Below are 12,425 nucleotides of genomic sequence, written 5' to 3'. Positions count from 1 at the left end.
CCGACCCTGAATGATGTCGTCACGGATCGGCTGATTGTTCCGATGACAACGGGAGGGGCGCCAAATGGTTTTGGCACCACTCCGAGTTAAATTGTTACGTGATTCAGGCGGCCCACTGTCGCCGCAGATCGGTGTCAGAGGCTTGTCCGCCACGCAAGTCAAACTGGGCCAGCAACTGATTAAGCGCGGCAGCTTCTCGCGCAAGGCTATGGCTGGCCGCGGTGGACTGCTCGACCATGGCTGCATTCTGCTGAGTTCCCTGGTCCATCACGTTAACCGCGGTGTTGATCTCCTGCAGTCCGGTGGACTGCTCACGAGATGATTCCACGATCGCATTGACATGACGGCTTATTTCTCGAACCTCGTCGACAATGGTGTCGAGTGAGTTTCCTGTCTGCTTTACAAGGCTGACCCCAGTCTGAACTTGCGAACCGGACGCAGCGATCAGTGTCTTGATCTCTTTTGCAGCTGTCGCTGAACGTTGAGCGAGTTCGCGAACTTCCTGTGCAACGACTGCGAACCCTTTGCCTGCTTCACCGGCGCGAGCAGCTTCAACACCGGCATTCAAGGCTAGCAGGTTGGTCTGGAACGCGATCTCATCAATAACTGAGATGATGTTGCCCATTTCACCTGCGGATTTCTCAATAGCCATCATGGCCTGCACCGCGTCTTGCATCAACTCGCCCGAGCGTTCGACCCCGCTTCGCGCTTTTTCAACCAACTTGCCTGCGTCGTCGGCGCGTTTGGCTGAGTCCCTTACGGTCGTGGTGATCTGTTCCAGCGCCGCTGCCGTTTCCTCGACAGATGCAGCCTGCTGTTCCGTGCGCCTCGACAAATCGTCAGCTGCAGATCTAATTTCATTTGCGCCAGCATCGATGCCAGCCGCGTTCTGTCCAACGGATTTGAGAACCGAGTAGAGTTTCTCGACAGATCCGTTGAAATTAGAGCGAAGCTCGTCGAGCGTGCCCGTGAATGGAGTACGGATTCGGTGAGAGACATTGCCGTCGGCCAGAGCTTCCAGACCACCGCGGAGCGCGTCGACCGCGAATTTCGTGTTCGCTGCATCTTCCGCTTTCTGTCTCTCCCGTTCCAGTCTCTCGTTTTCAGATAAGACACGGTCAGCATTGGTCTGTTTTTCAAGCCGGTTCTTTTCGATTGCATTGTCACGGAAAACCGCGACTGCCGACGCCATGCTGCCGAGCTCATCACGTCGATCGGCACACGGAATGACCTCATCGACTTTTCCAGACGCTAGCGACAACATCCGTGAGCGCAGACGCTCGATCGGAGACGTGATCTCGCGTTTTGTGACAAACATTGCCAAGAAAAGCGTTATTGAAAAAACTCCGGCGAGGGTTAAAAGGGTATAAAGGATCGTATCATTCGTCTTGTCGGAGAGTTCCGCGGACCTGATCTTGATGCCATCGCTAGCGCCATTGATCCACGTTCTCATCTCACCGATTGTCGTGGCAGTTTTCTCGTCAGCCTGAACAAGGAGCGCTTTTGCCTCCTCATCTCGATTGGCCGATCCTGCCGCTACCGCCTTGTCGGTAATCTCGATGATTGATTCAGCCTGAGACTGGAGAGCACCGAGCGTCTGGCTCTCTTCCGGAATCAGACTTTCGGCATTGTCGATCAGTTCGTGAAGTCTTGTTTTGCTCGCAGCGTAGTCATCCGTCGCTCTCTTCATTCCCGCTGTACCAGCGTCGTAGAGAAAGACCTGATATGCGTCATAAACGATTGCGACCAGGCGCTGGCTGGCGATCGCCATATCGATCTCCGCGTTGCCGTCATTGGCGATGAAGTCTGAGTATTCGGTGTCGGCGGATTTAAAGTTGCTTGAGACATAGAGAGCCCCTCCAATGCCGATCAGGCATGTGGGAAGGACCAGAGACAGGACTTTCGTCCTGATCCGGAGGTTTTGCATGAGGGACATGGGAACACTTCCATGAATAGGGGTGGGAGACGCAAAAAAAACGGGGTGGACATCATCGTCCGCGTTTCAGAGCGGCTTCTGCCGTTCGCGCCTCTACCCCAAGATTATGGGAGATAATTATCAGTTAAAGAATTAAAGTGTTATTAAGCTTATTCTGGGTTGAGTTGTGGGCTTTTCGCGGTACTCAAAGCAACCCTAAATAAACACTTCCTGATGTAAGGCGATGTCCAAGGAGGTGGCACCAAGACCGTTCGGGTGTCGACTGGGTGAATCGAAACGGACGCTTCGGTTCATTTGGAAGAGCGCCTGGCGAAACACGCCGGTATTGGCATTGACGGTGGCTAGATATCATCATGGACAGGCTGGGCGGCATGCCGCTGGGGCGCCCAGCAAACCGGAAGACGTCGCAAAACCCGATTGCTTTCCTCCTTCACACCGCACAGCTTTGATCACTCGGACCGAGTAAAAAAATCGACGGAGGGACGGCGTGAAGACGATTACCACCCAACCCAGCTTCGTCATAGCCTAGACGCCTCAGTAAACCGCTCCGTGGATGAGAGCACCTTCATATCCGTCATATCTTGAATGCTAATGCATTTATGCGATAGGTGGCGGGTCGAAATCGCTAGGGTAGGGTGCTTGGACAGGAATAACAGCAAGTCAACTGAGGTTGGTGAAAACCGGGGACGTATGGCTGCGACGCCTGGCGAAATCACATCTCTCGGTTATCGGGACGTATTCTGGCGGGTCTTCGCCGGGTTTACGGAAGATCGCGTCACGTTGGTTGCAGCTGGCGCGACCTATTACCTTCTGTTGGCTCTGTTCCCTGCTTTGGCCGCGCTCGTTTCGCTCTACGGGGTCTTTTCCGACCCTCTGACCATCGCGAAACATATTGCATTTCTATCCACGACGCTGCCTCCAGGTGGCTTTGATATCATCGTTTCCCAGCTCGATGCATTGTCACAACAGAAGAATTCCACTTTGAGTTTTGGCGTGATTACCGGCTTCATGGTGGCTCTATGGAGCGCAAATAACGGCATCAAGGCACTCTTTGAAGCGATGAACGTTGCCTATGGTGAGAAAGAGAAGCGCGGTATCATCCGGCTCAATCTGAATTCGCTGGGCTTTACTTTTGGCGCTTTGGTCGTTGCCATAGCGTTGATTATAACAATTGGTGTTGTGCCAGCCATTCTTGGTTACCTTTGGCTCGACCAGTGGACCGAATTTCTGGCCAAGATCGCCCGTTGGCCTTTTCTGCTCCTGATTGTCGGGTGTGGAATTACAATGATGTACCGCTACGGGCCGAGCCGCGAAGCTGCCAAGCTGCGCTGGATCACATGGGGTGCAACGTTATCGACCCTTCTCTGGCTGGCTGCATCATTCTTTTTTTCACTCTATCTTGAAAACTTTGCCGACTATAATGCGACCTATGGCACCCTTGGTGCTCTGATCGGTTTAATGGTCTGGACCTGGATATCGGTGATCATTCTGATCTTGGGCGCAGAGCTCAATGCCGAACTCGAACATCAAACAACCATCGATTCTACCACTGGCAAGCCAGTGCCAATGGGGGAACGGGGAGCCTATGTCGCGGACACCATCGGTGAGCAATCGAGCTGACCTGCCTCTCATCATGTCCTTCAGTCCGGATTAAGGCCCGGCCATCTTGGATTTTCGCGCAATCATTGACCGGTTGGTGCTGAGAGATGGGCAACGGGGCCATGTTCATCGAACACTCGGGTCAGGCCGTTCTGATGGCGAATGATGTTGACCAGGGATCGCAGGCCCGGATGGCCATGGCGGCGACTGTCGTAATAGACATGGAATGGTTCGCCCGGAGAGGCATGGTCTGCCAAAACAACCTTCAAGTCGCCGTCCCTGATCTCATCTGCAATTCTGGCCTCCAACAAATAGGCTAAGCCGAGGCCAGCCTTTGCTGCCTTTATGGTGGTGGCCGTGTCGTTAATGGTGATCGAACCTGGCACTCGCAGCCTTATATTCCTGGTCCCATCAGATAGCTCCCATTTATAAGCAGAATTATCTCCAAGGAGGAGTTGGAGGCAATTATGTTGAGCCAGGTCGTTGATAGAGTTCGGTGTGCCTTGGGCCTCAAGATATGCAGGCGATCCCGCGACCACCCAGCGTTGTGGGCCCGATAGGGCCAAGGCAACCATATCCTCCGGGACGTTATGGCCGTAGCGAAAGCCCGCATCATAACCCTCAGCGACAATATCGATCGGACGATCCTCCACGACGACAGTAATCCTGACATCTGGGCATATGCGTGCGAACTCTGGCAGCGCAGGAGCGATCAGCAAATGGGCCGCATCAGCGAAGGCATTGATGCGAAGCTCGCCAAACCTTGCCGCGCCAGGGACGTTGAGCGAGTGCAGTGCTGCGCCGATGACGTCAAATCCTTCAGTCAGTCTGGAAGCGAGTTCCACCCCCAGGTCCGTCGGCGCCACGGCCCGGCTTGTTCTGTTGAGAAGTTTTGCTCCAAGACGACTTTCCAGCCGCCGCATCGCATGGCTGGCGGCCGAAGGGGTTACCCCAAGTTCGATGGCTGCTGATTTGAAGCTCTGCCGCCGCACGATGGTCGTGAAAAGTCTCAAATCCGCCAAGTCGACGCGCTCGAATAAATCCATGATGTTTCTTTTTCATCGTAAGAGTGAACGAAGTTCATCATAAAGCATGAGGCTTTGGAGCTGGCAATTGCTATGACATTGCCCGAGGGCTGTGAGGAGGAAGTAAAATGTTCGACGGGTTTGTTTTTAGCGACCTCAAGGGCAAGCGTGTTCTTGTGACGGGTGGCTCAACGGGAATTGGCGCTGCGATTGTATCGGCGTTCGCGGAGCAAGGCGCTCGGGTCGCCATTCACTTTAACGAAAGCCACGATGCCGCCGCTGCGCTTCAGGGCAAGCATTCCGAAAACACAGTGCTGGTTCATGGGGACCTTGGCGCGCCGGGTGTCGGCGCACAGGTGGTGGACGAAGCCTCCCGTCTTCTGGGCGGGCTTGACGGCATCATCAACAATGCTGGCGGCATGTTGGGAAGAGTGCAGACTACCGAAGTCAGTGCCGAGCATTTCGACCGTGTTTTGGACCTCAATGCGAAGTCACTCTGGGAGGCAAGCGTCGCGGCTCATCGACATCTCGTTGCGTCCGGGGGTGGGTTCATTATCAACACGACGTCAATCGCGGCCAGAAATGGTGGCGGTGGCGGCGCTGTCCTTTACGCAGCGGCAAAGGCTTTCGTCAGCAGTTTGACCCGAGGCCAAGCCAAGGAATTCGTCAAGGACAGAATACGGGTGAACGCGGTCGCCCCCGGCCTGATCCAGACACCATTTCACGATCGGTATACGTCTCCGGAAATCATGGCTGCCCAGCGAATGACCATTCCCATGGGACGGGAAGGGACGCCGCAGGAGTGCGTTGGAGCATTCCTCTTCCTCGCCTCAGAGGCTATGTCCGGATACATCACCGGGCAGGTCATTGAAGTCAACGGCGGACAATTGATGCCATAAGGAGATAAGACATGAATTATAGAGAGTTTGGTAGAACGGGACGATCTGTCTCGGAAATCGGATTTGGTGCCTGGGCGATTGGCGGCTCATGGGGTGATGTGTCAGAGGCGGATGCTCAAGCGGCGCTTAACGCTGCCTTGGATGCAGGCACGACATTTATCGACACCGCCGATGTTTATGGCGATGGTCGATCCGAGAAGATCATTGCTGATGTGTTGAAGGCGCGCGGTGGTGAACGGCCGTTTGTTGCCACCAAGGCAGGCCGTCGCCTGTCGCCGCACGTATCCGAGGGTTACAACAAGGATAACCTGACCATCTTCGTCGAGAGGTCGCTCAAAAACCTCGCAACGGATTGCCTAGACCTTGTTCAACTGCACTGCCCGCCAAGGGAGGTGTACTACCGTCCTGACGTTTTCGAGGCCATGGAATCGCTGATCAAGCAGGGGAAGATCAGAAACTACGGTGTTTCCGTCGAGAAGGTCGAAGAAGGCCTGAAAGCGATCGAATATCCGGGTGTCGCGTCCGTCCAGATTATCTACAACATCTTCAGGCAGCGGCCTGCCGATCTTTTCTTTGGCGAAGCCAAGCGCAAGGGTGTGGCTGTCATCGTTCGTGTTCCGCTTGCATCCGGTTTGTTGACGGGGAAGATGAGTGCCCAGACGAGTTTTGCGGCCGATGATCACAGGGCATTTAATCGCAATGGAGAGGCGTTCGACAAGGGTGAGACCTTCTCCGGCGTGCCTTATGAGGTTGCGCTTCAAGTTGTCGAGGATATCCGCAGGCTTGTTCCCGGTGACGCGACAATGGCCCAGTTCGCTCTTCGCTGGATCCTCATGAATTAGGCTGTCACCACGGTCATTCCAGGGGCCAAGAACGCAGCTCAAGCCAATGGAAATGCTTCGGCAAGCGGTATTAAGGAAATCTCGCCTTCCACGATTGAAGAACTCAAAGCTATCTACGAAAGCCGCATCGCACCCTACGTGCATCAGCTTTGGTAAGCGGTCTTCTGGTGCCTTGGCATATAGACCAGAACTAGGCTCGTTCGATGTGCCAGTCCCAGCGCATCGGACGTCACTCGCTAAGATGGTAGGCCGATCCATTCATTTTGCGGTTTAGGAGATCCGTAGCAATACGCGTTCTAAAATTGTCGCTGAAAGGTGTGTATCGGCAATGCAGCTTTCCCCACCATGGGCGCTGAAGGGTAACCCAAGCCGGACAGCGAAAGATCAATACGTGTCATCATCTTGCTTCAGAATAGCTGGAGTTATCCCTCCGCGCCGACAGGGGTAAAACTTGGAAGCCGGATTACATCCGGGAACTCAAGCCACCTCGTCGGAATGGTGGACCAGTTTCGAAGGACCACAGCTTTGTTTTTCACGCAAGTTCATGGGCTCGCCATTAAGAGCGATTGTCGATTTCCATCAAACCCGGTTAGATCCGAATTGCTTTCGACTGGAACCCAAGTTCGGCAGCTGTTGTTGAAGTAGCGTAAGCGGTATGCGCCGCTTCGATACAGAGACAGTCCAGCTTCTAACGCAACACCTGTTTCAACCGTAGAGCTTTGTTCGGACGCAGTGTAACCTTCATAATTGGTTTAGGCGCTTGAGGCTCTATCGTCGCCAACCGAACTTTTTGCAGTATGACGGCTAAGATGGCGACAGCTTCCATCATCGCAAACGCGTTGCCGATACACACCCGAGGCCCGGCTCCAAAAGGCATATAGGCGTAACGGTGTCTTGCTTTGGCTGCCTCTGCGTTGAAGCGATCGGGAACGAATGCTTCGGGATCCGACCATATCGAGGCGTGGTGATGAACCGCGTAAATCGGAACGATTATCACGGTGCCAGCTGGTACGAGGTACTCGCCAAGCTTAAAGTCATGCAAGGCGGTTCTCGTGATGATCGGGGCAGGTGGATAAAGCCGCATCGACTCCGAAAAGACCTGGCGCGTATAGATCAGCTTAGAAACGTCTTCGGCTGTTACCGAACGCCCTCCCGTTACCGTATCGATCTCGGTCAGAACCTTACTTTCGATGTCGGGATGTCGGGCGAGCAGATCAAATGTCCATGACAGACCGAGCGCGGTAGTCTCATGGCCCGCCGTAATAAAAGTCATGAGGTTGTCGACGACCTCATCATCGGTCATCTTTCTTTCTGTCTCGGGGTCGGATGCGGACAGCAGCATATTAACCAGATCATGCCGCTCGTCAGGCGTGCTCCGTCGCTTCTCGATAACGCCCAGAAGGCTCGTTCGCAGAAACGTCACGGCTTCGTCCGCTTTGCGGCGCCCTGGATACGGCATCCATTCCGGTGCGTGCAGAAGGCCGAGCGCAAAACTCCAGCCGGTGGGACCCAAAAAGTCGGAAATGCCCGCCTCGACACGATCAACATCGATACCATTGCCGCCGGACATCATCGTCTCGACGATAATGTCGAACGTGGTGCGCATCATCTCATGGCCGATGTCCAGCGTACTCCGACTTTCCCGCAGCCACCGATCCCGGGTCCGCTCCGCAGCGGCAATCATTGCTGGCTGAAGCTCAAAAAGCTTCTCATGACGAAATGCGCCTGCGACCGACTGGCGTTGCCATTTCCAGTGCGCGCCATCCCCAGTCAACAGACCTTGGCCCAGCGCTGGCCCGAGGGTCCGTTGCACTTGATCCCCCTTCCAAAGGCAATCGGCATTCTTGACCAGAGCTTCATGGATAAGCGCCGGGTCGGCAAGATAGACCTTCATCTCTCCCGCCATCTTGGTGAAGACAAGCGGTTCCGTGAAAATCTCAGGTGGGAGTGCGTCCAGAGGGTTACGAACAACAGCCGCAAGCGCCTTTAGCGTTGATTGGTGTGTCAGCGGAAAGCTCTTCTTCGGTCCATTACTAGTCTTGCGAGCGGTGTCCATGCTGTGGCTCCTTGATTGCCAACCGGCAATACAGTACTTGTCTAAGGTAGGCGCCTTAGATAATTAAGGTGGGCACCTCATTTTTGCAAGGGGTAAGTTAGTTGAAGGCGGAGGTCGACGTGGGAACGACAAAACGGGTGAGCACACGGGATCGTATCCTCGACGCTAGTCTAGTTCTTTTCAACGACAGGGGACCGGACCTCGTGACGACGGCCGAGATCGCACGCGCCGTCAGAATCAACGAGGGCAACCTCTATTACCACTTCAAAACAAAGGCGGCGATTTTGGAAGCATTGTTTCATAGGCTTGAAGGTGACGCCGCCTTGTTCATGAAAGAAGCCGCTGTCAGTGCCTCCGGCCAACCTGGTGTCTATTCACAGTTCATGCGCCGTTGGTTCTCAATTGTCTGGGACTACCGACATATGTTCCGTGATCTACCAAGAATGATTGCGATTGCACCTTCCCTGCTAGAACCAGCTCGGTCGCTCAGTCTTGGAATGCGGGTCGTCGTTGAAGCCGCGTTGCGCCAGATGAGTGATGCACACCGGATTAGCGTTCCTGACCTTGAGGTTCCACAGCTGCTTGCCAATGTCTGGATCGTCTCGACCTACTGGCCGATCTATCTCACCCTACAGGAGGGTGTCGAAGACCTTGGGCCGGAACATCTCGACTGGGGGTTGAAGCAGGTTGCGAGCTTGTTCAAACCCTATCTATCCGACGAGGCAAAGATTGAGCTGGAAACGATGCTTGGACTCTCGTTCAAGAGGGTAGCGATGGATTAATGGACCCGCATACGTCAATGACAAAAGGAGTCTAGGTCGAAAACTAAAAATTTCTGTCAGCTAAGATGCCGACCCAAGGCAATCCCTATTCGATCACCGGCGCCACTACTGAGTTGGATAGACACCAGATCCATCTACTGGCACGGAGCCGCACCGTGGTCCCCTTTCGGATACCTCGGCAGCCACACGGCGAAAATGCAACTGCAGTTCATTGGATGGCCCCAGTAGAACTCAAATTGACTGTTGAGTATTCTCTAGCCTGTGCCCCGCTGTGTTTCTCGCATGTCCATGCCTGAAAGACGCCGGGCCTTCCGCGTACGACCAGCTCTGAGTCGACACCCTACTTCCAGCTCATGTGATCTGCCGCGGTGCATCCGAACGGTGCTCTGTCTTCACCGAAGCGTCTTTTCAGCTGATCGCAGCCCCATCGGTTCAGCGGTACAGGCATCACATTGTTGACGTCCATGCTAGGAGATTGAAATTGTGTGGGTGAGGTCTTCACATACCAGAGCCAAAAAACGGCACAGGCCGACAATCAGCAAAAGCAACGTCTCGAAGAAAATTTGCAGTCCTTTCCAAGCTGGCATCATCTTCTTCTCTGCAATGACTGCCGGCGCTTGATCGATTCCAATTTGATTTGCGAAGGACGCCAGTGCCGCGTTTCGCTCTTCGTCGGTCAATTTCTGCCGCAAGCACGGCATATCGATGCTAGCGTCTACAATACACAGCGAAGTATCGCGGCATGGACGAGTCGATACCCACAAAGTGAAAGCGAGAACGAGAGCCCCAGACTGAAGAAGTTGCTCGCCGAGGCCATACTGGACAATGCGATCCTGGAGGATGTCGCTGCAGAAAAATAATGATGCCTGGTGTGACGCAGGATGCGCTGGCTCAAGTGTGAGCGCGGGATCGACTGAGCTAGGGTCGGGCGTCCGCGAATCCGCCAAAGATTTTGCGCATTTGTGAATTCAGAATTGTTCTAAAACAAAGTCATTGAAATCCTAATGGCCCTGTCGGAAATAGCTGACAAAATTTGTCATGTATTGCGGGGGCCGAACTTGATGCCGAATATGAGAATGAACGTCCGACAGAATCAACAGCGCCAATATCTTTCGGCGACGGCTCTGGGCGTAATCTTTTTGGTCGGGGCGACGCCGGTTTTTGGTCACGAGGCTGAAGAGAAGGAGACCGGCACCACTGTTCTGAAGACGATCGTGATCACCGCTGACGAGCAGTTGAAGCACGCACCTGGTGTATCGACGATTACGTCAGACGACATAGCCAGAATGCCACCGGCCAACGATATTTCTGAGATTATCCGCAAGATGCCGGGCGCCAACCTTACCGGAACAACGGCTTCGGGACAGCGCGGCAACCAACGCCAGATCGAACTTCGTGGTATGGGACCGGAAAATACCCTTATCCTGATTGACGGCAAGCCGGTTCTTTCGCGCAATTCTGTTCGCATGGGCCGTGCGGGCGAGCGCGATTCACGCGGCGATACGAACTGGGTTCCCGCCGAAGCGATCGAACGGATCGAAGTTATCCGCGGCCCAGCCGCCGCCCGCTACGGTTCCGGTGCTGCTGGCGGCGTGGTCAACATCATCACCAAAAACCCTACAAAACTTTCCGGCTCGGCGACCACATATTTAAGCGTTCCGCAGCATTCCGAGGAGGGCGGTACGCGGCGCGGCAGCTTTATCGTCGGTGGACCGATTTCGGATACGATGTCGTTCCGCCTGACCGGCGGGTATGCCAAGACGGACGCGGATGATGCCGATATCAACGCGGATGCCAACGTCACCACGGATCCCGCCGCTGCAGGTCGTGAAGGTGTTGTTAACAAGGATATACGCGGCCTCCTTACTTTCGAGCCGACCGCCGATCACGCCTTCGATCTAGAAGCAGCTTTCAGCCGCCAGGGTAACATTTTCGCAGGTGACCGTCAGCTCTCTGCCGTCAATCCCACGTTGACGTCGATGATCGGAAAGGAAACCAATGTGATGAAACGCGGTACCCTTTCGCTGACGCACAGGGGGAACTACGACTTCGGTGATTCCAATAGCTATGTGCAGTGGGAGCGCACATTCAACAAGCGCCTTCTCGAAGGTCTCGCCGGTAGCTCCGAAGGTGCAATCAACACAGGCGAATTCGGCACGAGCCGTCTCGATAATCTGACGGCGAAATCCGAATGGGATATCCCGCTGGAAATCGGGGTGCCGCAGACCGTGACGCTGGGTGCGGAATTCCGCGGCGAATGGCTGGACGACCCGGTATCCACGCGTCAGGGCGTCACCACGGGTGTGACGATCCCCGGCGTATCCAACAGCGGACGCGATCCAAAGAGCAACGCCTGGATGATCGGCCTCTATGCCGAAGACAATATCGAGGTCACGGATGAACTGACCCTCACACCGGGCCTTCGTTTCGATCATCATAGCGAGTTTGGCGCAAACTGGAGCCCTAGCCTTAACGCCTCCTACGAACTGACGGAAACGGTATCGCTGAAGGCCGGCATCGCCAGAGCTTTCAAGGCACCAAACCTGTTCCAGCTGAACCCCAACTACGTCTATTTCTCAATGGGCAACGGTTGCCCAGTCGATTACCCGAACCTCGGTAACGGTTGCTATGTTGTCGGAAATCCCGATCTCGATCCGGAAACATCGATCAACAAAGAAATCGGCATCAATTATACCAACGACGACGGCTGGAATGCCGGTGTCACCTATTTCCATAACGACTATAAAGACCGTATCACAGCCGGTGTCGTACCGGAGGGTGTGTCGAACAGAGCCCAATATTTCCAGTGGTACAATGTTCCCGAAGCTGTGGTTTCGGGACTTGAAGCAAATCTTGCAGTACCGATCAATGACGTACTGACCTGGTCCACCAATGCGACCTACATGATCGAATCGAAGGACAAGCAAAACGGCCAGCCGCTGTCGCTTGTGCCTGACTACACGATCAACACATGGTTGGAATGGCAGGCGCGTGAGGATCTGCAACTGACGCTTTCCGCGACCCATTACGGCAAGACCGAATCTCCGAAATTGCTGGCAACCACGGGCGCCACCGTGACGAATCCTGACCCTCGCGACCCCTATACGCTGGTTAATCTGGCGGCGAATTATGACATCAACGAACATTTCCGGCTCGGCGCCGGTGTCAACAATATATTCGACAAGCGGGTGTTCCGCGAGGGAAGTGGTAACGATGCCGGTGCAAATACCTACAACGAGCCCGGCCGCACGTTCTATGTATCGTTGACGGCGAAATTCTAGGCCTT

General features: G+C 54.6%; 8 protein-coding genes and 1 pseudogene. 6 read left to right on the top strand and 3 right to left on the bottom strand.

Annotation, left to right across the window (positions count from 1 at the left end; translation table 11 throughout):
- Nucleotides 1-103: 103 nt before the first annotated feature.
- Nucleotides 104-1,936, bottom strand: coding sequence for a methyl-accepting chemotaxis protein (locus QRN85_RS24275; RefSeq protein ID WP_284760439.1), 1,833 nt, complete (start codon nt 1,934-1,936; stop codon nt 104-106).
- A 585-nt stretch (nt 1,937-2,521) separates the two neighbouring features.
- On the opposite strand from QRN85_RS24275, the gene QRN85_RS24270 reads away from it, so the two are divergent.
- Nucleotides 2,522-3,556 carry a YihY/virulence factor BrkB family protein gene (locus QRN85_RS24270; protein ID WP_350225094.1) on the top strand — a complete coding sequence of 345 codons (1,035 nt, stop codon included), beginning with the start codon at nt 2,522-2,524 and terminating at the stop codon, nt 3,554-3,556.
- Nucleotides 3,557-3,618: 62 nt separating this feature from the next.
- Here QRN85_RS24270 and QRN85_RS24265 read toward each other — a convergent pair whose 3' ends face one another.
- Nucleotides 3,619-4,581, bottom strand: coding sequence for a LysR family transcriptional regulator (locus tag QRN85_RS24265; protein WP_113221510.1), 963 nt, complete (start codon nt 4,579-4,581; stop codon nt 3,619-3,621).
- A gap of 107 nt (nt 4,582-4,688) precedes the next feature.
- On the opposite strand from QRN85_RS24265, the gene QRN85_RS24260 reads away from it, so the two are divergent.
- Together QRN85_RS24260 and QRN85_RS24255 are read left to right on the top strand one after the other, a co-directional pair.
- Nucleotides 4,689-5,459 carry an SDR family NAD(P)-dependent oxidoreductase gene (locus tag QRN85_RS24260; protein ID WP_284760438.1) on the top strand — a complete coding sequence of 257 codons (771 nt, stop codon included), beginning with the start codon at nt 4,689-4,691 and terminating at the stop codon, nt 5,457-5,459.
- Between the two features lie 11 nt (nt 5,460-5,470).
- Nucleotides 5,471-6,457, top strand: a pseudogene (locus QRN85_RS24255) (aldo/keto reductase).
- 532 nt (nt 6,458-6,989) lie between these two features.
- Here the strand turns inward: QRN85_RS24255 and QRN85_RS24250 are convergent.
- The gene (locus tag QRN85_RS24250) at nt 6,990-8,357 is read right to left on the bottom strand and encodes a cytochrome P450 (RefSeq protein ID WP_113221512.1); all 1,368 of its coding nucleotides are present in this window, start codon (nt 8,355-8,357) and stop codon (nt 6,990-6,992) included.
- Nucleotides 8,358-8,476: 119 nt separating this feature from the next.
- Here QRN85_RS24250 and QRN85_RS24245 point away from each other — a divergent pair, with 119 nt between their 5' ends.
- From QRN85_RS24245 to QRN85_RS24235, 3 genes are all read left to right on the top strand, one after another.
- Complete coding sequence (locus QRN85_RS24245; protein WP_113099775.1) at nt 8,477-9,139, top strand: TetR/AcrR family transcriptional regulator; 663 nt, start codon at nt 8,477-8,479, stop codon at nt 9,137-9,139.
- A gap of 485 nt (nt 9,140-9,624) precedes the next feature.
- Nucleotides 9,625-9,999, top strand: a complete 375-nt coding sequence (locus QRN85_RS24240; RefSeq protein ID WP_113221513.1) for a hypothetical protein — start codon at nt 9,625-9,627, stop codon at nt 9,997-9,999.
- A 216-nt stretch (nt 10,000-10,215) separates the two neighbouring features.
- A complete protein-coding gene (locus QRN85_RS24235) occupies nt 10,216-12,420 on the top strand; it encodes a FepA family TonB-dependent siderophore receptor (protein ID WP_162739364.1) in 2,205 nt (734 codons plus the stop codon).
- Nucleotides 12,421-12,425: the final 5 nt, after the last annotated feature.

It is taken from the genome of Agrobacterium sp. fls2-241-TYG-188a (assembly GCF_030209845.1).
This window is presented reverse-complemented; position numbering and strand designations above follow the sequence as displayed.

Excerpts from the sequence above, each read along its gene's own strand:
- QRN85_RS24275 (WP_284760439.1), bottom strand. The coding sequence starts at position 1,936 with ATGTCCCTCATGCAAAACCTCCGGATCAGGACGAAAGTCCTGTCTCTG.
- QRN85_RS24270 (WP_350225094.1), top strand. The coding sequence starts at position 2,522 with ATGCTAATGCATTTATGCGATAGGTGGCGGGTCGAAATCGCTAGGGTA.
- QRN85_RS24265 (WP_113221510.1), bottom strand. The coding sequence starts at position 4,581 with ATGGATTTATTCGAGCGCGTCGACTTGGCGGATTTGAGACTTTTCACG.
- QRN85_RS24260 (WP_284760438.1), top strand. The coding sequence starts at position 4,689 with ATGTTCGACGGGTTTGTTTTTAGCGACCTCAAGGGCAAGCGTGTTCTT.
- QRN85_RS24250 (WP_113221512.1), bottom strand. The coding sequence starts at position 8,357 with ATGGACACCGCTCGCAAGACTAGTAATGGACCGAAGAAGAGCTTTCCG.
- QRN85_RS24235 (WP_162739364.1), top strand. The coding sequence starts at position 10,216 with ATGAACGTCCGACAGAATCAACAGCGCCAATATCTTTCGGCGACGGCT.